General features: G+C 60.7%; 26 protein-coding genes and 1 tRNA gene. 15 read left to right on the top strand and 12 right to left on the bottom strand.

Annotation, left to right across the window (positions count from 1 at the left end; genetic code table 11):
- Positions 1–183: 183 nt before the first annotated feature.
- Entirely contained in the window at positions 184–1497 is a 1314-nt protein-coding gene (gene egtB, locus HXX25_RS11990) for an ergothioneine biosynthesis protein EgtB (RefSeq protein WP_187166136.1), read from the top strand.
- Here the strand turns inward: egtB and HXX25_RS11985 are convergent.
- Positions 1494–3572, bottom strand: coding sequence for a TonB-dependent siderophore receptor (locus HXX25_RS11985; RefSeq protein ID WP_187166135.1), 2079 nt, complete (start codon positions 3570–3572; stop codon positions 1494–1496). The genes egtB and HXX25_RS11985 overlap by 4 nt on opposite strands.
- Before the next feature lie 175 nt (positions 3573–3747).
- Entirely contained in the window at positions 3748–4527 is a 780-nt protein-coding gene (locus tag HXX25_RS11980; RefSeq protein WP_187166134.1) for an SDR family NAD(P)-dependent oxidoreductase, read from the bottom strand.
- A 138-nt stretch (positions 4528–4665) separates the two neighbouring features.
- Between HXX25_RS11980 and HXX25_RS11975 the strand changes: the two genes are divergently transcribed.
- Together HXX25_RS11975 and HXX25_RS11970 are read left to right on the top strand one after the other, a co-directional pair.
- Entirely contained in the window at positions 4666–5541 is an 876-nt protein-coding gene (locus HXX25_RS11975) for an isoaspartyl peptidase/L-asparaginase family protein (RefSeq protein ID WP_187166133.1), read from the top strand.
- Positions 5542–5558: 17 nt separating this feature from the next.
- Entirely contained in the window at positions 5559–6074 is a 516-nt protein-coding gene (locus HXX25_RS11970) for an RNA methyltransferase (RefSeq protein WP_187167847.1), read from the top strand.
- Here the strand turns inward: HXX25_RS11970 and HXX25_RS11965 are convergent.
- Both HXX25_RS11965 and HXX25_RS11960 read right to left on the bottom strand, forming a co-directional pair.
- Positions 6071–6754, bottom strand: coding sequence for a ChrR family anti-sigma-E factor (locus HXX25_RS11965; protein ID WP_187166132.1), 684 nt, complete (start codon positions 6752–6754; stop codon positions 6071–6073). The genes HXX25_RS11970 and HXX25_RS11965 overlap by 4 nt on opposite strands.
- 74 nt (positions 6755–6828) lie before the next feature.
- Positions 6829–7410, bottom strand: coding sequence for a sigma-70 family RNA polymerase sigma factor (locus HXX25_RS11960; RefSeq protein ID WP_233346695.1), 582 nt, complete (start codon positions 7408–7410; stop codon positions 6829–6831).
- 152 nt (positions 7411–7562) lie between these two features.
- Here HXX25_RS11960 and HXX25_RS11955 point away from each other — a divergent pair, with 152 nt between their 5' ends.
- Positions 7563–8060: a hypothetical protein gene (locus HXX25_RS11955; protein WP_187166131.1), complete on the top strand. Its 498-nt coding sequence runs from the start codon at positions 7563–7565 to the stop codon at positions 8058–8060.
- On the opposite strand, the gene HXX25_RS11950 is transcribed toward HXX25_RS11955, so the two are convergent.
- Positions 8061–8810 (bottom strand): DUF6065 family protein, encoded by a 750-nt coding sequence (locus HXX25_RS11950; protein WP_187166130.1) that lies wholly within the window; start codon positions 8808–8810, stop codon positions 8061–8063.
- 87 nt (positions 8811–8897) lie between these two features.
- Here HXX25_RS11950 and rlmN point away from each other — a divergent pair, with 87 nt between their 5' ends.
- From rlmN to HXX25_RS11935, 3 genes are read left to right on the top strand one after another with little or no spacing between them, the layout of a single operon-like run.
- Complete coding sequence (rlmN, locus tag HXX25_RS11945; protein WP_187166129.1) at positions 8898–10034, top strand: 23S rRNA (adenine(2503)-C(2))-methyltransferase RlmN; 1137 nt, start codon at positions 8898–8900, stop codon at positions 10032–10034.
- The gene (locus HXX25_RS11940) at positions 10034–10891 is read left to right on the top strand and encodes a GNAT family N-acetyltransferase (RefSeq protein ID WP_187166128.1); all 858 of its coding nucleotides are present in this window, start codon (positions 10034–10036) and stop codon (positions 10889–10891) included. Before rlmN ends, HXX25_RS11940 begins: the two co-directional genes overlap by 1 nt.
- A gap of 11 nt (positions 10892–10902) precedes the next feature.
- Positions 10903–11682: an extensin family protein gene (locus tag HXX25_RS11935; protein WP_187166127.1), complete on the top strand. Its 780-nt coding sequence runs from the start codon at positions 10903–10905 to the stop codon at positions 11680–11682.
- On the opposite strand, the gene HXX25_RS11930 is transcribed toward HXX25_RS11935, so the two are convergent.
- Positions 11679–13349: a lipopolysaccharide assembly protein LapB gene (locus tag HXX25_RS11930; protein ID WP_187166126.1), complete on the bottom strand. Its 1671-nt coding sequence runs from the start codon at positions 13347–13349 to the stop codon at positions 11679–11681. The two genes, HXX25_RS11935 and HXX25_RS11930, sit on opposite strands and share 4 nt — an antisense overlap.
- Before the next feature lie 95 nt (positions 13350–13444).
- On the opposite strand from HXX25_RS11930, the gene HXX25_RS11925 reads away from it, so the two are divergent.
- A complete protein-coding gene (locus HXX25_RS11925) occupies positions 13445–14215 on the top strand; it encodes a DUF3800 domain-containing protein (RefSeq protein ID WP_187166125.1) in 771 nt (256 codons plus the stop codon).
- Between the two features lie 134 nt (positions 14216–14349).
- On the opposite strand, the gene HXX25_RS11920 is transcribed toward HXX25_RS11925, so the two are convergent.
- Positions 14350–15108: a class I SAM-dependent methyltransferase gene (locus tag HXX25_RS11920; RefSeq protein ID WP_187166124.1), complete on the bottom strand. Its 759-nt coding sequence runs from the start codon at positions 15106–15108 to the stop codon at positions 14350–14352.
- Positions 15109–15299: 191 nt separating this feature from the next.
- Between HXX25_RS11920 and HXX25_RS11915 the strand changes: the two genes are divergently transcribed.
- Positions 15300–16043, top strand: a complete 744-nt coding sequence (locus HXX25_RS11915; protein ID WP_187166123.1) for a creatininase family protein — start codon at positions 15300–15302, stop codon at positions 16041–16043.
- Positions 16044–16124: 81 nt separating this feature from the next.
- On the opposite strand, the gene HXX25_RS11910 is transcribed toward HXX25_RS11915, so the two are convergent.
- Genes HXX25_RS11910 through tsaD form a run of 4 tightly spaced genes read right to left on the bottom strand, consistent with a single transcriptional unit; the run spans position 16125 to position 18872 of the window.
- On the bottom strand, positions 16125–16457 hold the full coding sequence (locus HXX25_RS11910; RefSeq protein ID WP_187166122.1) for a Rieske (2Fe-2S) protein: 333 nt from the start codon (positions 16455–16457) through the stop codon (positions 16125–16127).
- Positions 16454–16744 carry a YciI family protein gene (locus HXX25_RS11905; RefSeq protein WP_187166121.1) on the bottom strand — a complete coding sequence of 97 codons (291 nt, stop codon included), beginning with the start codon at positions 16742–16744 and terminating at the stop codon, positions 16454–16456. Before HXX25_RS11905 ends, HXX25_RS11910 begins: the two co-directional genes overlap by 4 nt.
- Positions 16744–17745, bottom strand: coding sequence for an NAD(P)H-dependent glycerol-3-phosphate dehydrogenase (locus tag HXX25_RS11900; RefSeq protein ID WP_187166120.1), 1002 nt, complete (start codon positions 17743–17745; stop codon positions 16744–16746). The genes HXX25_RS11905 and HXX25_RS11900 overlap by 1 nt, the downstream gene beginning before the upstream one ends.
- Entirely contained in the window at positions 17742–18872 is a 1131-nt protein-coding gene (gene tsaD / locus HXX25_RS11895; RefSeq protein WP_187166119.1) for a tRNA (adenosine(37)-N6)-threonylcarbamoyltransferase complex transferase subunit TsaD, read from the bottom strand. Before tsaD ends, HXX25_RS11900 begins: the two co-directional genes overlap by 4 nt.
- Before the next feature lie 38 nt (positions 18873–18910).
- Between tsaD and hemC the strand changes: the two genes are divergently transcribed.
- The 6 genes from hemC (at position 18911) to HXX25_RS11865 (ending at position 24297) form a co-directional block, all read left to right on the top strand.
- Positions 18911–19852 carry a hydroxymethylbilane synthase gene (gene hemC / locus HXX25_RS11890; protein WP_233346693.1) on the top strand — a complete coding sequence of 314 codons (942 nt, stop codon included), beginning with the start codon at positions 18911–18913 and terminating at the stop codon, positions 19850–19852.
- A complete protein-coding gene (locus HXX25_RS11885; RefSeq protein ID WP_187166118.1) occupies positions 19849–20559 on the top strand; it encodes a uroporphyrinogen-III synthase in 711 nt (236 codons plus the stop codon). The genes hemC and HXX25_RS11885 overlap by 4 nt, the downstream gene beginning before the upstream one ends.
- A 56-nt stretch (positions 20560–20615) precedes the next feature.
- A complete protein-coding gene (locus HXX25_RS11880) occupies positions 20616–21887 on the top strand; it encodes a COG4223 family protein (protein ID WP_233346691.1) in 1272 nt (423 codons plus the stop codon).
- Positions 21884–23323 (top strand): heme biosynthesis protein HemY, encoded by a 1440-nt coding sequence (locus HXX25_RS11875; protein WP_187166116.1) that lies wholly within the window; start codon positions 21884–21886, stop codon positions 23321–23323. Before HXX25_RS11880 ends, HXX25_RS11875 begins: the two co-directional genes overlap by 4 nt.
- On the top strand, positions 23320–23979 hold the full coding sequence (udk, locus tag HXX25_RS11870; protein WP_187166115.1) for a uridine kinase: 660 nt from the start codon (positions 23320–23322) through the stop codon (positions 23977–23979). The genes HXX25_RS11875 and udk overlap by 4 nt, the downstream gene beginning before the upstream one ends.
- A 242-nt stretch (positions 23980–24221) precedes the next feature.
- A tRNA-Thr gene (locus tag HXX25_RS11865) sits at positions 24222–24297 on the top strand.
- Positions 24298–24449: 152 nt separating this feature from the next.
- Here the strand turns inward: HXX25_RS11865 and HXX25_RS11860 are convergent.
- The gene (locus HXX25_RS11860; protein WP_187166114.1) at positions 24450–24968 is read right to left on the bottom strand and encodes a hypothetical protein; all 519 of its coding nucleotides are present in this window, start codon (positions 24966–24968) and stop codon (positions 24450–24452) included.
- Positions 24969–25052: the final 84 nt, after the last annotated feature.

Here is a 25052-nt window from a genome sequence, read left to right as displayed (position 1 = left end):
GGACACGTTGTGGCACCGATCACCAGCAAACCAGCGGCACCTATTCCGATCAATAGCTTCATCTTGCCCCTCCCCAGACGGCAAAGACATTACAAACCTTTCATATTTGGGCGTCAAGCACCTACGGGTGGAAAGTTTCAAGGCATCCGTTTAGGCTTTGAAGCCGTGCCGGAGCCCGATCAGATGACCCACCCTGCCCTTTCCTATCGACCTCTGTTTGATGACCGGCCTGCTTGCCGCGCCAGATTTCAGGACACGCGCGCGGATACGATGCGGCTGATTGCCGGGCTGTCGCCTGAAGATATGCAGATCCAGACCATGGCCGACGTCAGTCCGACGAAATGGCATCTGGCGCATGTGACCTGGTTCTTCGAAACCTTCCTGGCCAAGCCGTTTCTGGGCACCTATCAGGAATTTGATCCGGGCTTCGGATATCTTTATAATTCCTACTATGAGCAGGTCGGCGAGAAATGGCCGCGGGCAAAGCGCGGCTTGCTGTCGCGGCCGTCCGCCGAAACGATTCTGGCCTATCGGGAACATGTCGAAACCGCGGTATTGAGCCTGATCGATGATGCCTCCGACAAAGCCTGGATAGAGATTGCCCCCCTGCTCGAGCTGGGCCAGCAACACGAACGGCAGCATCAGGAATTGCTACTGACCGATATCAAGCACGTCCTGTCCCACGCACCGGAGCCGCATGCGCCCTTTCCATCGCCATTGGCCAATGCAGAAGCGCCTTCAGAGGCACGCTATCTGGAGATAAGCGGCGGAGCTGTCGAAATCGGCGCGAGCCATGCAGACTTCGTGTTCGACAATGAACTGCCCCGTCACAAACGCTGGCAGGAAGATTTCCAGATTGCAGCGCGACCCGTTTCGAATGCCGAGTTTTGCGCTTTCATTGAAGATGGCGGGTATCGGGACGCGCGGCTGTGGTTGTCTGACGGATGGGCGTGGATCAACGAGAATGCCATCCGGCATCCCCTGTATTGGCGTGAAAGTGCCGATGGCTGGAAGGAGTATACTCTCCACGGGCTGGCATCGCTGCAGCCGGGCTTCCCTGTCTGCCATATCAGCGCCTACGAGGCCGCCGCCTTTGCCGAGTGGAAGGGCGAGCGGTTGCCAACCGAGACGGAGCTGGAGTTACTGGCCCGTAAATATCCTGCCGAAGGCGTTTTGCTGGGACAGGCCGAGCGCTATCACCCCGGCCCGCTAAAGGGAGGGCCGGATCCCGAAGCGGTCTTTGGCGGTGTCTGGGAGTGGGCGTCCAGCGGATATGAACCCTATCCCGGTTATCATCCGCCCGATGGCGCGGTAGGGGAATACAACGGCAAATTCATGTCCGGACAGCAAGTGCTGCGCGGCGGCTCCTGTGCGACAGAGCGCAACCATATCCGTTCGACCTACCGGAATTTCTTTCCGGCCGATGCGCGCTGGCAGTTCTCCGGAATCCGGCTGGCCAAGCGTACACGCCCGGCCAGCTCCTTGAGGTCCGCCTAGAAACTCGCCGACAGGGTCAGCCGCGCAGAGGTCGGCGCTCCGGGGCTGATATTGTTGTCATTGTGGGCGCTGAACCAATACTCCTCATTGGTCAGGTTCTCGATATTCAGCTGGACATCGATTGTGTCGGTCAATGCATAGAAGATACCGGCATCCAGGCGCGTATAGCCCGGAAGCGTGACCGCATTGCTGATCGAGGCGAACTGGTCACCCTGGTGAATGACACCGAGCGCAAGATCCAGCCTGTCCGTCACCTCGACCCGGTTCCACAGCGACGCGCTGAAATCCGGTGAGAGTGGCGCGTCGCGGCCGGCAGGCGCCGCGCTGGTGGTCGACGTGATCTCGGCATTCTGGAAGGCCATGGCACCTATCAGATTCCAGCCATCCCGCACCTCGCCCTGAATGGCGAGCTCAACGCCTTCCGCACGCTGCGAGCCGGTTTGAACCGTTGTGCCCGGCGTTGCGCCGGGAGCGCGGGTATTGGTCCGGTCGAGACGGTAGACGGCAGCACTGACCAGCAGGCGCTCGTTCGGCTGATAGCGGAAACCGACTTCAAGGTTTTCGAACTCTTCCGGTTCGAGAGCCGCCGTTGTGACGTTGAGTGAGCTGAATTGTTCGCCGGATTGCGGAAGATAGGAACGGCTCCAGCCCGCATAGAAAGAAGCTTCGAGGCCAGGTTCCCAGATGACACCGAGGCGAGGCGAAAAGAAGGTATCCTCTCGTGAGAAATCGGTGGTGTTTGGACGACGGTCATCGAACGTCATGTCGAACCGGTCAAATCGCAGGCCGGCAACAAATCGGACATTGTCCGCCACCGCAATCTGGTTCTGGATCAGTAGCGCAAAAAGATCGAGCTCATTCGTGTTGTCGCGCGCGGCCGGTACCGAGAAGTCCGGCATAAAATTACGCCCCCGGTCAACGAGGCTGAAAACAGACCCTGCCGTGTTTACCCGGATATTGGCGCTTTCCTGATGACCCGCTTCGAGACCGAAAAGAATGGTCTGTTGCAGACCGGCAAATTCCGGCTCCCAGATCAGATCCGTCTGGAAGAGGAGGTTTTCGCGCGTCGTGGACGAATTGTACGCCGAAATCGGGACCGTGATGGCAACGGGATCTACCGGCCCACCGGGATAGGCGTTCTGATAGTATTTATCGTAGTCGCCATAAGATAGAACGCTGCGAAGGGTCAGGTCACTGGCCAGTTCATGGGTCAGCACGCCGCGCAAGGTGGCGACAGTGATGTCGCTGTTCGAGATATCGGGATTGCCAAAATAGGTGCCGGAATCGCCCGGCCAGGGCCGGCCGGCAAGAGACGGAACTCCGCGGTCCACTGTGCGAGTGTCCTCGAAATATTCTGCAAAAACATCCAGCTGCGTGGTATCCGACAGCTCGAAGCGGAAAGCCGGGGCGACACCAAGGCGCTCAACTTCCATGAAATCCCGGAAAGTCTCGCTGTTTTCAACCACGACATTGAGCCGGGCGCCCACATTGTCGGACAGCTCGCCACCGAGGTCGCCGGCTAACCGCGCCTGACCTTCACTGCCAAGTGTGAGCATCAGACTGCGAATGTCGCCGCCATCGGCGGATTTGCTGACGCGGTTAATGGCACCGCCGCCGGTTCCTCGGCCGAATACCAGAGCCGAGGCCCCTTTGATCACATCGACACGATCCACATTATAGAGATCACGCAAATACTGGAGGTCGTCGCGGATTCCGTCGACGAAGAAATCCGACGTGGTTAGATTGCCGCGCAGAACCGGTGCGTCGCGGTGGCCTTCGCCCTGCCCCATCGTGACGCCAGGCACGTAACGAACGAGCTCGCCAAAGCCGGTCATGGCCTGGTCGTCAATCACATCACGAGTAATGACAAAAACAGATTGGGGAATGTGCTCCAGCGGGGTCTCGGTCCGCGTGAAGGAGCTGGACTCATCTTCGCGATAGAAGCTACGCGTTCCGTAGACATAGATGATGTCGTCGGTGGCCGTCGCCGCCTCTGATGCAGGTGTGACATCATCGGCAAAAGCGCCCGCCGAGAGGGCAAGCATGGACACGGCACCGGCAAACAAAGAACGCATGGAAAGACCCCGAAAAACTGAATTTGCGAATGATATGCATTTTCTTTGACGGAAAGCCGCCTGTCTACCCGTCATGCAAATGATTTGCAGTATCCCTCTCAACCCGGACCGCGCGCGTAACAAAAAGGCCGCACCCGGTGAGAGTGCGGCCTTCTCGACAGTCTGAATTGAAAGCCTATTTCGGCGGCATGCGGGCGCCCGCATCGAGGCGGACACATTCGGCGTTGATATAGCCATTGGTCACCATGAAGGCGACGAGGTCTGCATATTCGGCCGGCGTGCCGAAACGCTGCGGGAATTGGAGGTGGGAGGCCAGATTGGTTTTCACTTCCGGCGGCATCTGTTGATAGATTGGCGTTTCAAAGAAGCCCGGCAGGATGGTGTTGACGCGAACGCCTTCCCGCGCGAGGTCCCGCGCCATGGGCAGGGTCATGCTGTAGATTCCACCCTTGGTGGCGGCATAAGCCACCTGGCCGATCTGGCCATCCTGCGCGGCGACCGACGCGGTATTGACGATGATGCCGCGTTCGCCGCCATCATCCGGATCATTTGACAGCATGCCTTCAGCCGCAATGGCGGCGCAATTGAAGGAGCCGATCAGATTGATATTCACGACCAGCGCAAATTTATCCAGCTGGTGCCGGACAATATCGCCGGAAGAGGACCGGCGGGCGGTTTTCTCGGCCCAACCGATCCCGGCGCAATTCACAAGCACCCGTTCCTGGCCGTGAGCGTCACGGGCTTTGGCAAATCCGGCTTCAACGCTGGCGACATCCGCCACATTGACGTGGCAGAAGACGCCGCCGAGCTCGGCCGCAACAGCCTCGCCCCGATCGGCATTAAGGTCGAAGAGGGCGACTTTGGCGCCTTCCGCCGCGAGGCGGCGCGCCGTGCCTTCGCCGAGACCCGATGCGCCACCTGTGACGATAGCGGCTGTGTCCTTGGTAATTTTCATGGAACTCCCCTTGAAGCAATTTTTATCCTGCACCGGACATAGCGCGCCATCGCCGTCAAGTGAACGGTGTTCAGTCGTTTTGATGTGACGAATTCCGGTGCTAGATGAACGCGACGTCCAGAAACAGGAATTCGATCCATGACAACCCGACCCGTAGCGATGGTATTACACGGCGGAGCCGGCGTGCTCGCCAAGAAGTCCTATGATCGCGAGATTGATCATATGCGCAGCCTCGCCGAACGCGGAAAAGCCATGCTCAATGAGGGCGCGACGGCTCTAGATGTGGTTGAAGCCATCGTCTACGAGCTGGAAATCAGCGGCCATTATGTGGCTGGCAAGGGCTCTTCACCCAATACCGATAACCGCTACGAGCTGGATGCGGCCATCATGGATGGAGACACCCGCAATGCCGGTGCGGTTGCGGCAATGGAAGGATTCATCTCGCCGATACATGCCGCGCGCAAGGTCATGGAATCGACGCCGCATGTGATGCTGGCGGGCTGGGGCGCCAATCGGCTGGCCGAACGCGAGGGCCTTGAGGCTGTCGATGATCCGGACAGCTATTATACGCCCGCAGCCGTGCCGGATGGCCGGGCCTATGCCACCGGCACGGTCGGCTGCGTGGCGCTTGACTGCGAGGGCCGCCTGGCCGCCGCGACCTCGACCGGCGGCACGCTGAAGAAAACACCGGGCCGGGTCGGCGATTGCCCGTTGATCGGGGCCGGAACCTGGGCCGATCAGGACGTGGCGATTTCCTGTACGGGCCAGGGTGAATTCTTCATTCGCGCTCTGGCCGCCGGAACGGTCGCCGCGCGCATCCGCTACCTGCATGAAAGCCCTGACGAGGCCGCGCGCTGGGCCCTGAAAGACGTCAAGCGCCTAGGCGGCGATGGCGGGATTATTGCCGTCGGGCGCGATGGCCGGATCGCCGCGCCGTATAATTCGCAAGGCATGAAGTGTGCGGTGCTGCACGCGGACGGCCGGATTACCGCCGGCGTGCAGGATTTGTCATGATCAAGCCTGTTCGGCCGTTGAGGGGGTATTTCGGTATCGGTGCCGAGGAAATCTCCAAGCCGATGAATCTCGGGGCCATATTGCGAACCGCCCATGCCTTTGGTGCCAGCTTCGCCTTTACGGTCAACGCACATCACAAGGCACAAAAAGTCTTTGATTCCGACACGTCGCGGAGCCTGAAAAACGTTCCCTATTACGGCTGGGACACGCTGAATGACATGCTGTTGCCAAAAGGCTGTTCGCTGGTCGGGATCGAGTTGACCGATGAGGCTGTTGAACTGCCCAGCTTCCGGCATCCGCGCGCCGCGGCCTATGTGCTGGGTCGCGAACGCGGCTCGCTTTCTGCGGAAATGCAGGCAAGGTGCGATCACATCGTGCGTATTCCGACCCGGTTTTGCGTCAATGTCTCGGTCGCGGCGGCGATCACGCTTTACGATCGCACACTGTGTATGGGCGGCTATCCCGAACGCCCCGTCATGCCCGGCGGGCCGGGACTGGATGCGATTTCAGACTGGGATGCGAAAAAGCACTAATGCCCCAGAAAGCGCTGCACAGCGCCCAGCGCACCTGTGAATTTGAGAGATCCGTCCGTCACGGCCAGCGCAAAACAGATCTCGCCTTGTTCCGCGATGGGCCGGTGGGTGGTTTCCTCGCCCACCGCGCAAAGATCGCCTTTTTCATAGCGGCCAATGCCATCGGCAAAAGCGCCGGCCAAGACTAGCGTGAATTCCTTGCCATCGTGCGTATGGCTCGGCGAGCCGTGACCCGGCTCGATCCGCAATAATTCTGCGGTCGCATTGCCTTCACGCATCAACTCGATGCGGCGCACGCCCGGCGCAGCGAACCGCCATTGAGCGCCCGCTTCCAGTGCGCGCTGGCGAACAGGTTCCGGCAGGTTCAACAATTCGAAGAATGTGGAGTCCGCTGCTTCCGCTGCGGCCTTGCGGCTAATGGATTGCGTGCCGGCGGCCTCGCCCGCGCCAGCCTCGATCGCATCAATCGCGGCAAGTGCGATATCGAGCGCATTATCCGCCATCGACTCGGCCGGCAGGCTTTCCAGGAAGGCCGCTGACATCACATCGGACATGAACGCGGCTTCGGCCACATCATTTTTCAGAACCGCATGGGTATCGACGAGCAAACGCATGGGCGCGCTCAGCGTCCCGGACGCGCGCGCCGCGATCAATTCGTCATCTAAAGAAATCAGCGTCATAGGTTTCTTTTATATCCGGTCTCGGATTTCTCGATATGTCTCGCTTGACCTGGGGGTCAAGGGCAAACACGCATTTAAATATCCCCCGGGTTCAGCTGGCTTCGCAATTTGTCAAATGCCAACCTTATCCGGGACTTCACAGTGCCGAGCGGGACGTCTTCGCGTTCAGCGATTTCCGAATGCGACAATCCCTCAAAAAATGCCAGACGCAAAAGACGAACCTGGTCTTCAGGAAGCAATTTCAAGGCCTCACGCACACGCCCCTCGCGATCACGCGCATGAGCGGCATTATCCGGCAGCTCCTCGGCAACGGGCTGCAGCAAGGGCTCGTCCTGATCAAGGTCGGGCCGCGCTGCCTTTCGGGCCATATCAATCCGCCGGTTCCGGGCGATCCGGAAAATCCAGGTCGACGCAGAGGCCTGCCGGGAATCAAACTGTCCCGCTTTGCGCCAGACCGTCAGCATCACTTCCTGCGCGAGCTCCTCGGCCGTGGCGTCATCGGTCGCCAGACGTTTCAGATAGCCCTTCACGCGCGGCGCATAAAATTCGAACAGGGCCGCAAAAGCCGAACGATCTGATTTCGCGCAAGCCTCCACCCAGGCGTCCAGCTGATCCCGGCCGGGCAGGCTTGCATCCTGTCTAGATGAGTCTGGCACGCGAAATCCTTCATTCACCGCTTTTGCTCAGCGCCATAATTGCCTAACAGATATGCACCTGAAGCGGGAAGTGGTTTCGCCATTAACTGCCCATAAAGCGCCGCATTGCAGGGATGGTATGACGGTCTGCGACAACGGAGCCAAATTTCACCATGCGTTTTCGATTTCTGATGATTGCCCTGTTCGCCGCTTTTACGGGCCCTGGCCTGGCCCAGGAGGCGCAGAATCGCGGAGCCTATGGCGACTGGCTTGTTTTCACCATTGATACCGATAACGGCCAGGTCTGCTATGCCGCCAGCCGGCCCATTGAAATGACACCGACCAATGTCGATCATGGCGAAGTGTTTTTTGTGATATCGACATGGGCCAATGGGGCCGCCGAAGACCAGCCACGCTTTGTTTCCGGCTATACCTTGCGTCCGGAAACGCCACCGCGAGCGCGTGTCGGCTCCAGCCGGTATCAGATGTTTGCCGCCGGACAAGACGGATTTCTCGAGGACCTCGATGATGAAGGCGATCTGATCCGCGAAATGCGGCGCGGCGCGGAGATGCGCATCGAGGCCACAAGCCAGCGCGGCACGGCGACCGCCTATCTCTTCTCGCTCACCGGGGTAACGGCCGCCCTGCAAAGGGTTGATGCGCTTTGCTGATCAGCGGGATGGCTTTTTGAAGGGCTTCACCCGCAGCTTGATCTTGTGATCCTTTGCACCGGCCGAACCGTCAGGCCGCAGGCCGCGATAATAGGTTTTCTGCCATTTTTCCTCGACCGCATTCGCCTCCAGTTCAACGAGGCGTTTAGCAAAGTCCTGCCGGCTGTCACGCCATCGCATGAATTGCTCATAGGTTTTCGGGTCACGATTGAGGTGATCGAGCGCCGGCTCGAACTTCTCGAACAGATCCCGCCTTACAGGGAAGAAGTGCGCCACAGCCTCGCCCGCCTCGAACCGCACGGGGCAGTCGGGCGCGGTGAAGCGCCAGTTCATGGTAAAAGTAATAGGGCTCCAGTCCGTCTCGATCACACCCGAAAGGGGCGCAATACCGTGCTTGATGCCATTCATCGGGCCCGTCACGAAGATATTCCAGCCCGGCGGGGTGCGTAAAAGGAAGTGAAGCTCGAAGGTCAGAACGCCGGAGCCGAAATTGGCAAGCGGCGCGCCCGACAGGCTTTTTGTTTGAGGCGTATCAAATGTGATCGAGACATCGGATGGCAGGTTTCCGCCATTCCAGGTCGCGGTAAATCCGGCCGGTGTTGTCACCTCCCAGCCATGCTGATTGGCCAGCGCCAAGGGCAGGCAGCGATAGGCAAAGCTTTCAGGCGTGTCGTCCATCCATTGCCGGCGCGGATCTGCCGGGCGCACCTGTGGCATTTCTTTCGACAGCGGATAAAGCGTCAGTTTCATGGCCCCATTCGATAACCGCTACGCCCGCAGGCTTCAATCGGTCACCCCCTCGCCTTTGCGTCAAATATGCATTATGTCCGCGCTCCCATGGCGGCTGCACTCAACATATACGACCCCTCCGCGAAACCGGTGGCAGGTCCACGCTCCCTCGCCGGGCTGACGCGTCCCCAGATGCTGGAGGCGATGAAGGCGGCGGGCGTGGAGGATCGCAAGGCGAAAATGCGCGCCGAGCAGGTCTGGCGCTGGGTGCATCATCACGGCGTCACCGATTTCGAGGCGATGACCAATATTGCGAAGGAGCAACGTGCAGTTCTGGCGGAAAAATATGTGCTGTCGCGGCCTGAAATTGTTGAACGGCTGGTCTCGGTCGATGGCACACGCAAATATCTGATCCGCCTCGCACCGGGCGTGGAGTGTGAAACCGTCTATATTCCCGATGTCGGCAAATCCGGCGCGCTCTGCGTTTCCAGCCAGGTGGGCTGCACGCTCAATTGCACCTTCTGTCATACCGGTACCCAGAAACTGGTCCGCAATCTGACAGCCCAGGAGATTGCGGCACAGGTGATTATCGCCCGCGATGACCTGGAAGAATGGCCGACCTCGGCGGAAAACCGCAAGATCACCAATATCGTCTTCATGGGCATGGGCGAGCCGCTGTATAATCTGGATGCAGTTTCGGATTCCATCGACATCCTGTCCGATGGCGACGGCATGGCCATTGGCCGGCGGCGGATGACGGTTTCCACTTCCGGTGTCGTGCCAAAAATTACCGAGCTCGGGACACGCACTCGCGCCATGCTGGCCATATCGCTGCACGCGACAAATGACGATTTGCGCGACGTACTGGTGCCGCTGAACAAGAAATACCCGATTGCCGAGCTGATGGACGCCATCAAGGCCTATCCGGGACTCAATAATTCCAATCGCGTGACGTTTGAATACGTCATGCTGAAGGGCGTGAACGACAGCCCCGCCGAGGCCCGGGCGCTGGTCAATCTGCTGAAGGGCGTGCCGTCCAAGATCAATCTGATCCCGTTCAACCCCTGGCCGGACAGCCCGTATGAGTGCTCGAACTGGGAAACCATCGAGACCTTTGCCGAGATCGTGAACCGGGCGGGCTATGCCTCGCCGATCCGCACGCCGCGCGGCCGCGATATTTTTGCCGCTTGCGGGCAGCTGAAATCGGAAAGCGAGCGCCTGCGTGCGAGTGCGCGGAAAGGCTGATGTCGTCCGCTGTTCTCTATCGTTGGAAGCTGACGCCGGGCACGGAAGACACATTCCGCAAGGCCTGGACGGAAGCGACGAGAGCCATTCACAAGACCTGTGCTTCCTATGGCGCGCGTCTGCATGAAGGCGCTGACGGGCTGTTCTGGTCCTATGCGCGCTGGCCGTCAGAAGAACTGCGGCAGAAGTGCTGGGAAAATGAAGGCCTCGGTGACCTTCCCTGTTTCGGAACCATGCGGGACTGCATCGAAGAGCGCTTTCCGGAAGTGGTTCTGACGCTGACCGCGGACGAGCTCTCCGAACGAGAAGCAGGCCATCCTGTCCCCGTCTATGAAACCGAACGGCTGGTATTGCGTGGCATCCGTCAGGACGATGCCGAAGCGCTTTTCCCGGCGGTCTCGGACGAGGCCAATATGCGCTACTGGTCGCGCGGGCCGATGCAGACGGTTGCTGAAGTCTATGATTACCTTGCCTGGAATGCCCATGGGGATGGGTGCCAGTGCTGGGCGGTGGAACGAAAAACCGAACCCGGCAAGGCCGTTGGCTGGGTCATTTTGATGGACAAGGACAATAATCAGGCCGAGATCGGCTTCATGTTCCGGTCGGATGCGCAGGGGCAGGGCATCGCCTTTGAGGCGGCCTCGAAGATGCTGGAACACGCCCTGACAGTTCGCCGTTTCCAGCGCGTGTGGGCGGATGTGGATCCCGACAATCAGGCCTCCATAAAGCTGATCGAGCGGCTGGGTCTGAGCTATGAAGGCCGGCTCAAGGGCAATTGGTCGACCCATATCGGCGTGCGCGACAGCCTGATTTACGCGATTGTCGTGCCTGAAAATGGCCCAAAAGTTCCGCTTTAGACGTAGCTGACATGTCTAATGACCCGAAAACTCCCTCGCGGCGGACCACAACGCCGCGCAAGACCGACATCTGGGGCGGCAGCAGCCTGCCGGTCCAGATCGCGCTGCGCGGCTTCATCCTGATCTTTGCGCTGCTGGGCATTCTGGGCGTGTTTTTCTATATTGAACAAATGCCGAATGGTGCCAGCGCCTGGGGTGAAGCCGATCTGGAAGAGCCCATCCGGCTGTTTACCTCTGAGCAAATCCGCGCCCTTCGCGACGACCCGCAAGCCTGTATCGCCGCGCTGGATGGATCGAATATGAGCTATGCCGAAGTCGAGCCGAGCTCTCCAACGCCGGAATGCCGCTGGCAGGCCGGTGTCCAGATTTCCACCTCAAATCTGGACTATGCGAATCCGGAGCCGCCGGTGGCTTCCTGCGCGCTGGCGGCGGCGCTCTACATCTGGGAGCGCGAGATTGTCGCACCTGCAGCAGCGCGCCATCTTGATGCGGAGGTCGCGGAAATCCTGCATTACGGAACGTATAATTGCCGCCGGGAAAACTCGGCGCAAGCGGGCCGCTGGTCCCAGCATGCCAATGCCAATGCCATTGATATTTCCGGTTTCCGCCTGTCGGATGGCCGCGTTATCGGCGTGCATCGCTGGGATAATGGCGGCGAGGACGCCGCTTTTCTGACGGAAGTCCGTGACCGTTCCTGCGAGATTTTCACCGGCGTGCTGGGTCCGGAGTACAATGACGCCCATGCGGATCATTTCCACATGGATATGGGACCGTGGGAGATTTGCTCCTAGCCAGGCGCGTCGGCGACATTGCCATTTCCGCCAATTTCCCGCGGCGGGCACCCTTCTTCCTCGCGGCGGTCCAGCATGCGATTGGCCTCGGAGATGACCCCGGAGCGGCCGTAATTGACCTCGGCGGCCTCCAGCCAGTTGCAGCCCTCTTCACGTTCGGCGCGCCGAAACGCCAATGTAGCCAGCCGCAATTCCTGTTCCGCGACTGCCGGGATTTCGCCCGCCTCCTGATAATAGCGCCTGGCTTCGGAGACATGCTGCTCGGCGCGCGTATAGTCCTCGGCAAAAAAAGCCGACAGCGCCAGAGCATCATGAATAAAGGCCCGGGTGTCCGGCGGCGCGCCGCGCGCATCAATGATCTCGAAGACGCGGGCCGCGTGGGCGCGGGCCAAGGCATCGTCCTCAGCCGAGGCTGCAATTCCCACAGAGAGAATCAAGACATCTGCCAGATTGGCGGGATCCGGAATGCGTTCGGCCGCCGCCAACGCCTCATCGGCATATTGCCGGGCCTGACCCAGATCACCGTGCTGCATGGCCATCCAGCCCGCGCTACGCGCCGCCCGCTCTATGGCGCGGATATATTGATACTCCCGGGCGCGTTCGAGACTGCGTTCATAGAAGCGGCGGGCGGACTGATAGTCCCCGCGTGATTCCGCGACCATTCCGAGGCTGGCAATGGTCATGGCAGCGAGTGGCGGTTGGCCGGCGGTCTCGAGTTCCGACAGCGTCAGCCGGTACATGTCTTCCGCCCGGTCCAGCTCACCCCGCTGGCGATAGATATTGGCGAGATTATTGCGGGCCAGCGCCATGCCTGTCGTGTCGCCGCTCTGCTCCATAAGATTGTAGGCCCGGTCATAATAGGCTTCGGCCGTTTCCGTTTCACCGCGCGCCATGGCAATCAGGCCGAGATTGCCCAATTGCCGCGCCGACAGGAATACGTCGCCATTCAGGTCGGCGAGCTCGAGCGCGCGGTCGTAAAACTCTTCCGCGTCGTCAAAATCGCCGCGCATCCAGGCCAGAGACCCGAGACTGGAGTGTATCCGGGCCTGTTCAGGCTCATCATCTGCTTCAATCGCGGCTTCAAGGGCGCGGCGATGCAGGGCTTCGGCCTGTTCGTCATCCCCCTGGTCCAGATAGAGACCGCCCAGCCGGTCCAGCGTCCTCGGGCTGTCCGGGGCGAGTGTCAGGGAGGATTGATAGGCCGCCATTGCCCGTTCGGGGACGACAGCCTCGGCCAGAACGCCAACCGCAAACCACCGCTCGGCGGCTACCTGCGGCTGACGCCGCTCCAGCTGGCGTGCGCTGTCTTCCAGCACTGAAAAAGCGGCGTCCGTATTTCCGTTGTCCAAATCCGTCAGAGCGCGCTCGACATTGCGGTCGCCGGACCGTGCGAGCGTATTGAGTGTGCGTTCCAGATCGGTATTGCCATCGATTTCACCGCCGCTGGCCACGGAGGCGGCCTCCAGATGTGACGCCACACTCAGGGCCAGGGACGCCGCTTCCGCTTGCGAAAGCGCGACGCCGCCATTCAGAAGGCTTTCCATGTCCGTGATCACGCCCAGCGTTGTGGCCACGACGGCAGCAACCGCCGCTGTCGGTGCCCAGCGGCGCTTCAGCCAGGCGCGGGCCGGACGTGTGCCGTTCCTGAAAGAGGTCCAGATTGTCATGATCCCACCTTAACCTTCCCGCGAGAGGCGAGCCAGCTTTCGTCATCACGTTGAGTCGTGTTAACTATAACCTGTGGCCTGAGGGGTGGCGCTACATGTATTTGATGTATGTCGATGAGTCCGGGGATACCGGCCGGGAACCGGGATCAAGCCCGGCTTTCGTGCTGGCCGGACTGATTGCGCCCTCGGGAAAATGGTCCGAGATCGAGCAGGCGATGATTGAACTGCGCCAGTCTCTCGGCGCGCAATATGGCCTGAAAGCCAGTGAGGAGCTGCGCGGCTCGACGATCATGCGCAAAGGGCCCGGAGATTCGGCCCGGCGCGTGGCGTTGATCGAATCAGCGCTAAAAGGCATCGCCGATATCAAGTCGGTCCGCGTTATCCTGTGCGCGGTCCGGAAGAAGAATCTGCCGCCGGAAACCGATGTGTTCCGGGCCGGATGGTCGGCCCAACTGGGTCAGTTTGACGGATTTCTGGCCAATGCCGGCGGAAGAGGGCGGAATGCGGGATCGCAGGGCTTTGTCGTTGCGGACCGGACCCAGAGTGCGCAGCTCGACAAGCTGGTGCGGGCCTTGCGGCGTGAACGGCCCGTGACGGAGACCTATGGCTGGTGGCGCAGAAAGACACGCATCCACAACAAGCCGCTCAAACACGTTATTGAATTGCCCCAGCATCAGGATTCAAAGCGGAGCCTGTTGATTCAGGCGGCCGATTTGTGCGCCTATGCGGTCTTCCAGAAAGAAAAACCGTCAATGGCGGTCAAGGCCAACAAGGGCGATGAGCGCTTCTTGAAAGCGCTGCAACCGGCCATCGTCAAGGCTCCGGGCGTCAATGCGGATGGTGTGTTTGTTGTCGAGAATGTGTGATCGTAAATGGGGCCCACATACAGAACGGGCGGCACATCCGCATAGCGACGCGCCGCCCGATCATTGCCTAACCGTGTCTGACCTTTCAGCCTAACTCAGCTCGCACACCCAATTTACCATAATCAATGGCTCAATCAAAGCGGTTTGCGATACAGAAGCACAAAGCGATCCGTATTGCCGCGAATGGACGGGTCGAAGACGGAAATCGTCCGCGTATCGTCCGGATTGGAGAGAATGTCGGATTCGTCGGCCAGCTCGAAGCCTACGGCCTCGATCTCTTCGCGAACGAAGGCCTCGTCGATGCGGTGATAGTCGCCAATGACGCTATCACCGGTTCCATCTTCGGCGCGATGGTCGACAACAAGATAAACGCCGCCAGGACGCAAGGCATTGAAAATGGACTGGTTCATGGCAATCCGGTCTTCGCGGGTCGGCGCCTCGAAGCCCTCCTGTGCCCATGCCTGATCATGATAGATCAGCATCATGAAGGCCGCATCCAGCTCGTTCTCATAATCATCCAGAATGGACGGGACGGGTGAAACAAGGCGCGTGACGTTGTCGCGTTCTGCTTCGAGTGCGGCAATGGCGGCGTCCGCATTTGGAAAGCGTTCGACGATCCAGTCCATATTCTCGGAAATGACTTCGCCGTCCATGCCGACAGCGCCGGACAGGATGCGCGAATAATAGCCACTGCCAGCACCCAGATCGGCCACACGCCAGCCGGGTTGAACGCCGGCAAAGGTCAGCATTTCCGCCGGGTGCCGTCCGGCATCCCGTTGCATGTCGGCTTCCGGGCGGCCTGAATCGTTCACCGCCAGGGTGATATGATCCGTCGAGTTTGCAGAGCAGGCCGACAAGACAGCCAGTGCCAGAATTGAAATTGCCAGTCTCATAAGTTTCCCCCGTATTGGTTTGGCGGCATCCTCGCCGATTATCGCGTCAAGACAAGCGGCGTTGCGTGCACAGTTTCGTGAACACAGTTTGCCGCCAATTTTGGTCCGCTTGAGCCGGGCTGAATTGAATGACTTGCCATAGGCCAGCGTGACGCGTAGCCCTTCTGCCAGACACTAAAAGAGGTCACGACATGCTGCTGCATCAATCCTCCTGGCAGGAAATCGACACCTATCTGGAACACTCCAGAGGGATCATCATTCCGATCGGCTCGACCGAACAGCACGGCCCCAACGGGCTGCTGGGGACGGATGCGCTGTGCCCGGAGATCATCGCTCACGAAGCCAGCAAAGCCTCGGACCTTCTGATCGCCCCGACCTTCAATGTCGGCATCGCCCAGCATCATCTCGGGTTTTCCGGAACCATCACGCTCCGGCCCTCGACCATGATTGCCGCCCTGCAGGACTGGATAGACAGCCTGGTCCGTCATGGGTTCGAGCGGATCTACTTCCTGAACGGTCATGGCGGCAATGTGCCGACCATTCAGGCGGCGATCGCCGAAAGCTATTCGAACTGGTCGCTGGCGGGAGAGCCCTGCCCCTACCGTCTACAAAGCCGGAACTGGTGGGACCTGCCCGGTGTCATGAAGGTTTGCCGGGAGATATTCCCGGTCGGAGACGGCTCTCATGCCACAGCCTCCGAGGTGGCGGTGACGTATTACGGCTATCCGGACTCCGTGAAGCGGGTCGAGATGACGCCAAAGATCGCCCCGGACGGCGACTTTGCCGATGCCGATGATTACCGGAAAACCTTTCCCGATGGCCGGATCGGCTCGGATCCATCCCAGGCCACCCCGGAGAAGGGCGAAACCATCACGCTGGCGGCGCGGGATTCGCTGGTTTCCGAGGCGACCGCGTTCTTCCGCTCCAATGACTAGCCATACCCGCGGCTTTGTGACGTTGGGTGACATGACCCATGGCCAGACAGGTATGGACGAGGTCCGGTTTATGCGGACGGGCTAGGCGGCGCGGATCGTGTCGCCGTCCAGCCGGATCGGGACAGATTTCAGGGGTTCGCCTGCAGGCCCGCCCGTGCATTTGCCGGACAATACCTCGAATGTCGCGCCGTGAACCGGGCAGAGAATATGTTCGCCCTTGTGCAGAAAGACCCGTCCGTCCGGGAGAGAGAGGGCGCGGCCGGCATGGGGGCAGATATTCACGAAACAGCGAATGTCTGCGCCCTTGCGTACGAGAAAGAGCGGTGCTGCGTCCCAGTCCGCTTCCAGCCCGCCGGAATCCGGCAAGTCACTGATGCGGCCGAGAAGGGTTCCGGACGGCGGCAATTCCATCATTGAGCCGGAAAGTTTGCGAGCACCGGCTTGAAGCCGGTAATCTCGACGCTTTCGAACAGGCCGGCGTTGGAATAGGGGTCGGCCGCGAGCCATTCGGTGACGGCTGCGGCGGTGTCAAAATCAACAATCAGCAGGCTGCCCGCCATCTCGCCCGCCCCGGTCAGTAACGGCCCGGCCAGCAAGAGCCGATCACCTGCCGCCTTCAGGAATTCGAGATGCGCTTCCCGGTTGGCCTTGCGGATTTCCAGTGCGCCGGCCCGGTCTGTTGCCCTGACGACAAACGCCATTATGTGCCTTCCACCGTGAAGGGGCGGGATAACAGCTCCTCCATGGCTTGGTCTACGGTCACCTTGCCCGATAAAATGGCATTCATCGCAGCGCAGATCGGCATATCGACATCATGTTTGTCTGCCAGCGCTGCAATTGCGGGAGCCGATGAGACGCCCTCGGTCACCGCTTTTCGCGCCGACAGAACACTGTCGAGTGTTTCGCCGCGCCCCAGCGCCATGCCGCAGGACATGTTGCGCGATTGCGGCGAGGAGCAGGTCAGAACGAGATCGCCCAGTCCACAAAGGCCAGAGAGTGTTTCCCGCTCGGCGCCCATGGCGACGGCCAGACGCGTCATCTCGGCAAAACCGCGGGAAATCAGGGCGGCATGGGCTGATTTGCCCAATTCGCGGCCTTCAACGATGCCGCAGGCAATCGCGAGGACGTTTTTCACGGCCCCCCCCACTTCAGCCCCGATCAGATCGCCAGACCAGTAAGGCCGGAAACGCGGCGTCCCGATGGCCTCCATCAGGGCATGGCCCAGCGATTTATAGCCGGTCGCCAGTGTCACGGCGGTGGGTAGGCCGTTCGCGACGTCTATCGCAAAGCTGGGTCCGGACAGAACCGCAGGAATGGCGGCCGGAATTTCCTCGGCCAGCACGTCCGTCATCAGTTTCAGCGAAGATTGCTCGATGCCCTTCGAGCAGAGGAGGACTGGCAGTGCTTCGGTCGCATGCGGCGCAAACTGTCCGAGCACGCCCCGCATATGCTGCGCCGGTGCCACTGCCAGAACGGCCCCACAGGCGGAAAGCTCCGACAGATCGCCTGACGCGCGGATATTGGCGTGGAGTTCGACATTCGGCAGATAGGCCGGGTTGGTCCGCTCCCGATTTATGCTCTCCGCGACGCTCTCTTCGTGAGCCCAGATCGTGACGTCCCGCCCGGCAATCGCCGCGGTCTGGGCCAGAGCCGTGCCCCAGGCACCCGCTCCAATCACGCCAATCGATTGATAATCGCTCATGCCTTGGGCCCTTTCCGACCTGAACCAATCGCTGGATCCAGCTTGGCCGATGCCGCGTCCAAAGGCCAGCGGGCCCGGGCGGGCGCCGACAAATCATCGACCTCGCCCCGGCGCAGATGCTCGGCACCGGCCAGTGCAATCATGGCCGCATTGTCCGTGCACCACTTCATGGGCGGCGCCATCAAGCGAAACCCGCGCGAAGTAGCCGTTTCCTGCAAAGCCTGCCGCACGGTCTGATTCGCCGCCACACCGCCAGCGACGACAAACACATAATCGCTTATGTCAGTATATGTCTCCATGAAATATTTCATGGCATTAGAAGAGCGATTGGCGAGTGACCGGGCAATCTGCCGCTGCATGGACGCCGCCAAGTCAGCCCTGTCAACACTTGTCGGTACGGACAGGCCGTCCCAGATCTGACGCGCAGCGGTCTTCAACCCGGCAAAGGAAAAGTCATGCCCCGGGCGATTACCCAGCGGGGTCGGCAATTCAAAGCGATCCGGATTTCCGGATCTTGCGATTTTTTCCAACGCCGGCCCTCCCGGAAATCCGAGCCCCATCACTTTTGCGGTTTTGTCGAAAGCCTCACCGGCCGCATCGTCCATGGTCGAGCCCAAGCGATGATAGCGACCGACATCTTCCGCAATGAGCAATTGTGTGTGCCCACCCGACACCAGAAGCAACAAATACGGAAACGCCAGAGGCTCAGACAGGCGCGGCGACAGGGCGTGGCCCTCAAGATGATTCACGGCGATCAGCGGCTTGCCGGCACCTAGGGCCAATCCCTTTGCCGTCATCAGGGCCGCCATCACCCCGCCAATCAGGCCGGGACCTGATGTAGCGGCAATGCCATCCAGCGAGTCCAGCGAGATACCGGCTTTATCCAGAACCTGTCTGACCAGAACGTCCATGACTTCTGCATGAGCCCGGGCGGCAATCTCGGGCACGACACCGCCATAGGGCGCGTGCGCCTCGTTCTGGCCGCGCACTTTTTCAGCCAGGACCTGCACGCAACCATCAGGGCCCAACCGCACAATGGCGGCTGCCGTTTCATCACAGCTGGATTCCAGCCCGAGAACGGTGAAGGCTTTGTCTTGCGCGACGGGTGGTGAGGAGTCTAAGTCCATGACAAGTTCGATACTCTGCCTGAACAGGATAAAGCAACGTGCCTTTGCGCTTCCCACTCTCGCTTGCGACGCGAAAATCTCCTCTGGCGCTGGCTCAGGCCCATCTGGTTCAGGACGGGCTCGTCTCTGCATTTGGCGCTACAGCGGATGATTTTCCAATTCACGCTCTGGTCTCGACCGGCGACAAGCTGACCGATCGAAAGCTGATCGATGCGGGCGGTAAGGGCCTGTTTACAAAGGAAATAGACGACGCCTTGCTGACAGGTGCCGCCGCCATCGCAGTGCATTCGATGAAGGATGTGCCGACACAATTACCCGCCGGGCTGGTGCTGGCCGCCATTCTGGAGCGTGAGGATCCGCGGGATGTGCTGCTCACCGCTCATGGTAGCGCGCAGCTTGCCGACCTGCCGCGCGGCGCACGGCTGGGCACAGCCAGCTTGCGGCGCCAGGCGCAAGCACTCGCGCTCCGCCCGGATCTGGAAATCGTTACCCTGCGCGGCAATGTCGATACCCGGCTGGGCAAGCTGAGAAGTGGCGAGGTGCATGCCACCTTCCTGGCGCTCGCCGGGCTGAAGCGCCTCGGGCGTGAACAAGGCACCTTCCCGCCCTGTGATATGGACACGATGCTTCCCGCCGCCGGCCAGGCGGCCATCGGTCTGGTCATTCGCGCGGATGATGCCGATGCGGCGCGTGCTGTTCTGACGCTCAATCATCTGCCCAGCGCTTTCGCCATAACGGCGGAGCGGGCCTTTCTGGCGGCGCTGGATGGCTCCTGCCGGACACCGCTCGCCACCCACGCCACCCTGGATGGCGACACGCTCTCGATCCGCGGCGAGGCCCTGCTTCCGGACGGCAGTGCGCGCTGGCAGGCGCAACGCTCCGGCACTTTTGCGGACGCGGAAGCGCTTGGCCGCGACCTCGGCGAAGCCATCAAGCGGGCCGGCGGCGCACGCCTGGCAAAGGTGATCGAGGCCTCATGAAGGTATTGATCACACGATCCGAGCCCGGTGCCTCGAAAACCGCCGAACAGCTGAGCCGGCGCGGGGCTGAGCCGGTTATCGCGCCCATGTTGCAGGTGCAGTTTGCCGACGAAATCGAGGTCGGCCTGAGCCGGATCAGCGCACTCTTGTTTACAAGTCCCAACGGCGTGCGCGCCTGGCTTTCGGGCCGAAGCGAAACCGATCTTCCGGCATTTTGCGTCGGTGATGCCACGGCAGCTGCCGCTCTGGAAGCCGGGTTTTCAAAAGTCCGGTCCGCGGGCGGGGATGCCAACGACCTGATCGCGCTTTGCGAGGCGCGGCTGGTTCCGGGGCGGCATCGGCTTTTGCATTTGCGCGGCGCACACACGGCGCATGATATCGCCGGAGCCCTGCAGGCGCGCGGTTACGAGGTTGATGAGGCGGTGATTTACGAAGCCGTGGCCAAAAACCAGCTTCCAAAGAAGGCGGCGCAACTCATCCGGCAACGGGAATTGGCCGTCGCCTTGTTCCATTCCCAACGCGCCGCGGTCGCCTTTACCGCGCTGGTCGAGGATGCAGACCTGTCAGACCATCTCAATACGGTGATCGCGGTCGCGATCAGTCAGGCGGCCGCAAACGGGCTGGTGCGGTCTGACTGGGCCGCCGTAAAAGTGGCGGAAACACCCAATGAGAATGACATGCTGGGCCGGATTGGTTTTGACCTCTAGCATGACAGTCGTCAGCATGGTTTCGTTAAGGCGAATCAGCCATGGGCTGGATAGATATGAGTGATCCGACTGAACCCGAACCCGTCGATGCCGAGTTTGAACCGGCCGAAGACGCTGCACGCTCTCAAAAACCGCGAAAATCCGGCGGTATCGGCGGCTATTTTCTGACCTTCCTGTTCGCCGCCATCGTGGGGGCGGGTCTGGGCGGGTGGATCGCATGGACGCTTGACGAACGGGGTTCGGATCAGACCGTGCTGAGTGAATTGCGCAGCCGCCTTGCGGATATTGAGTCTTCCCCGGATGCCGTCGCTTTTGATCCGGCGGAGCTTGAAGCGCGACTGACTGCTCTGGAATCGGTTCCGCCACCCGAGCCGGAACCGGTGGATCTGTCAGGCGTCGAGACCCGGCTGGAGGCGCTGGAAGCTGTGACGCCGGCCAATTCCGGAGACCCGGACATCGCCCGGCGGTTTGATGCGCTGGAAAGCGCAGTTGCGCAAAATTCCGCGCTGGCCAATCAGGCGCTCGATCAACTCGGAGAGAGTAGTGGGGGCCTTGATCCGGCCGTGCTCACGGCGCTGGAGACGCGGCTGACCGCTCTTGAAAACGCCGAGCCCGCAGGATCTGCGCCTGTTGATCTGTCGGCGATCGAATCACGTTTGTCCGCTCTTGAATCCGCAATGCCTGCTGAACCCTTCGATGCGGAGCCTTTGGTATCCCGACTTGATGCGCTCGAGACAGCGGCGCCGGTTGACCTGAGCGCACTGCGCGAGCGCATCGACGTGCTGGAGGCCCGCCAATCGGAGCAACAAAGCCAGAGCGTCGCTGGTGATATATCCGGCCGGCAACTGGCCGCCCGCTCGCTGGCTCTGGTGGCCCTGATCGAATCCGCCCGCAGCGGACAGCCATTTGAGGCTGAACGCGCAGCCCTGGCCCGGCTTTGGCGGAACCAGCCACAACTCAACCTGTTATCCGCGCATGCCCGGTCCGGCGTGCCGGATGTCGAAATGCTGGTGAATGCCTATCCCCGGCAAGAGATCGAAGACGCCATCGGTACCAATCGTGTTTTCTTCGGCCTGATCGAGCTTCGTCCGTCATCGGGAAGCGAAGCCAGCCCGTTGGCGCGGGTTGTTCTGGCGCATGAGCGGCTGGATCGAAATGATCTCGCCGGGGCCGTGCTTCTGACCGAACAACTGGAAGGCGCGCCTCTGGAGGCGGCACAAAGCTGGCTGGTTCAGGCCCGCGCACGGCTTGCCATCAATACGGCGCTGGATGAATTGCGGTCCGCGCTGACAGAGGCGGCTGCCGAGACCGGAGCTGACCCGTTATGATCCGCCTCATCCTTGTTGTCATCGCGATCATTGTCGCCTGCGCACTGAGCGTCTTCCTGACCCTCAACCCCGGATCCGTCAGTTTCGAGTTTCTGGGTATGGAAGGCCAGATGCCGTTTGCCTTGGCCATGGCGCTTTTGCTGGTTTGCACCTTTCTGCTTTTCGTCGCGATCTGGGCGATTTTCATCCTGTGGACCGCGCCGGACAAATTCCGGGAATTCAGCCGCCGCCGACGCAAGGAGAAGGGCTTCGACGCGCTCGAGAACGCCCTCATCGCCGCAGCAGCCGGAGAAGGCGAAGTGGCAGTCCGCCAGGCGGCTCGGGCCGACGCTCTGCTCGACCGGCCGGCGCTGTCCCGCCTTCTGGCCGCCCGGGCCGCAGAGTCTGCCGGCAATCTTCCGGGCGCCGAAGCCCATTACGAAGCCATGCTGGAAGATCCAAAATCGAAGCTGGTCGCCCAGCGTGGCCTGGCCCAGATCGCTCGGGAACGCGGCGCGCATGCCGAGGCTGCGAGCTACGCGAAGGCCGCATTCGATCAGTCCAGATCGGCGAGCTGGACGTTTGACGCCCTGTTCGATGCCCAGGTCGCGCAAGGCGATTGGACGGCCGCACTTGAAACGCTGAGCGAAGGCGAAAAGCGCCGCCGTATTCCGCTCGACCGTGCCCGGCGGCGGCGGGCTGTTCTGCTGACGGCCAGAGCGCTGGAGTGCGAAAATGCGGAGCCTGATACTGCGCGGCCCCTGGCTGAACGTGCGGCCGCCTCGGCACCGGGATTTGCCCCTGCCGTGGTGCTCGCCGCCCGCCTTCTAGCGGCGAGCCGGAAACATAAACGTGCCGAAGAGCTGATCAAAACCGCCTGGGCGGCCGAGCCTCATCCGGCGCTGGCCCGGGCGCTGGGTGATTTGCGAAAGTCGGACACAAGAGCCAAAAGAGCTGAACGCTTGCGCATGCTGGCCGCGACGCGGCCGGAGCACCGCGAGTCAAAATTGCTGCTGGCGGAAGCCGCCCTTGATGCCTCGCAGGCCGAAGCCGCGAGAGCGGTTCTGGATCCGCTTTTGAATATGGGTACGCCAACGGCGCGGCTTTGCGCTCTGGCCTCCCGTCTGGCCCGTCAGGAAGATGATGATGCCGCCGCGCGCCGCTGGATGACACGCGCTTCGCATGCACCCGGTGAGGCCGACTGGTCAGACATAGACGGTGAGGGCCGGGCTTTTTCCTACTCCCCGGATGACTGGAAGCGCATGGTCTATGCCTATGGCGATGAGGGCCGCATGACCCATCCGCGCTATGAGCGCTTCGAGATTGCCGCCGGTGCCGTTCCGGAAAATGCACTTCTGGAAGCCCCGAGGCCGGTCAGGAAGGCCGGGTCTGCACCCGAATTCTACGATGCCCCGCGTCCGCCGGATGATCCGGGTATCGATGAGGTTGACGCATGACACCCTTGATTGTCGCGGTGACAGGCGGTTCGGCGTCAGGCAAGTCGACGTTTGCAGATGCGCTCCGCCGCCAACTCACCCCCAATGACGTGCGCCTGATTGGCGAAGACGAGTATTATGGCAACCATGCCGACGAGCCGGGCTTTGACCCCCAGCGCTTCAATTTTGACGACGTCGCCGCCCATGATCATGCCTTGATGAGCGAACAGTTGCGAAAGCTGAAAGCCGGCAAGACCATTCATGCCCCGCTTTATGATTTTCTGACCCACAAGCGGCTGACACAGACCCGGGAAGTGAAGCCTGCAGATGTGATTATTGTCGAGGGCATTCACGTTCTGGCCGACCCCATTTTGCGCGACCTCTATGATTTTTCGATCTTTGTGGATGCGCCGGCTGATATCCGTCTGGCCCGGCGTTTGTTACGCGATGTCCGCGAACGGGGGCGAAGCGTTGAATCTGTGGTGACCCAGTATCTGCGCACCGTGCGACCCATGCACCTGGCGCATACGGAACCGGGAAAAAATGAAGCCGACCTCGTCGTGACCAATGATGCGGCCGCCGCCAGCCCGGAACTTGAAGCGCTATCGCCGTCCTTTGATCGCCTGGCTACACCGGCGGCCGCCCGGATCAAGGAAATGCTGGCGGCGCGAAGCTAGACGACCCACCGCGGGATTTTCTGACCGGAAAACGCGCTGAAACAGAGCGCATTTGGGATATTGCGGATTGGCGCGTTCGCGGTTACGTTCCGGCGCCTTATTTCAAGGGCCGCATTAGCTCAGCTGGTAGAGCAACGCATTCGTAATTAGGTGCCCTAATTGCGGAACACGAAGCAAAGCAGTGAGTTAGGTTGCCAGAGGTAAGAAAAGTAGCGCAAAAGTAGCGCGCATGATTGGTTTAGGCCGCATTAGCTCAGCTGGTAGAGCAACGCATTCGTAATGCGTAGGTCGGGTGTTCGAGTCACCCATGCGGCACCATCAAATCACTGATTTTCAACATAAAAAACAGCGCGATCATACCCCTCCGAAGATTGTGCGTGTACGGTCTAGTAGGGCGCATGAAGCACAAATCGGCCGTCCAGCCGCATAGACAAACGACATCCGGGGAATTCAAAAGTAGCGCCCGTGAATCAGCGCTCGGCGCTGGCTGTCCCATAGCCTTCTGACCAGAAGAACTCGCAGGTCCCGCGGACTATCAGAACGCCGATCTCGGGTTCGTCGCGAGCATCCTGCGGCGCAGTCAGCAGAAACTCGCCTTCATCGGGATAGACCGTCAGTGTGGCACCGTTTGCAAGCTGGTGCCCTGCAAGGGAGAACCGGCGACCAGCGCTGGCGTCTATATGGCGTTGTAGCGGCCACTGGTGCGGAATCTCACCGGTCACAAGCACCAGGCCCCGGAACAATGGCGATTCGCCGAAGGCTGCGAATACGCGCTCCTGATAAACCGCTGCCAGTTCATCCGGATAATCGGGAAAGGCCAGCGCCTCGGCCCTGGTGGTCCATTGCAAAGAGAAGGCGAATTGATCCAGAGCGCCGCCCGGCGCGACGGAAGTTGATGACACCGGTACACAGACCGCGGATTCCGCAACGCGGTGCACATCGAACGGCGGGTCTGTTGAAACCAATGCTGCCAGCAGAAGCGATAACATGGTCCGAGGGTCGACCGGTTCGGCGGGGCAGGCAAGCCTGATCGATAAGTTGTTAATGTGAAATTTTCGGACCGTTCACGACCG

The sequence above is a fragment of the Hyphobacterium sp. CCMP332 genome, from assembly GCF_014323565.1.
Lineage (GTDB): Bacteria > Pseudomonadota > Alphaproteobacteria > Caulobacterales > Maricaulaceae > Hyphobacterium.
The sequence above is the reverse complement of the archived record's forward strand: the minus strand, read 5'-3'. Positions and strand labels throughout refer to the sequence as shown.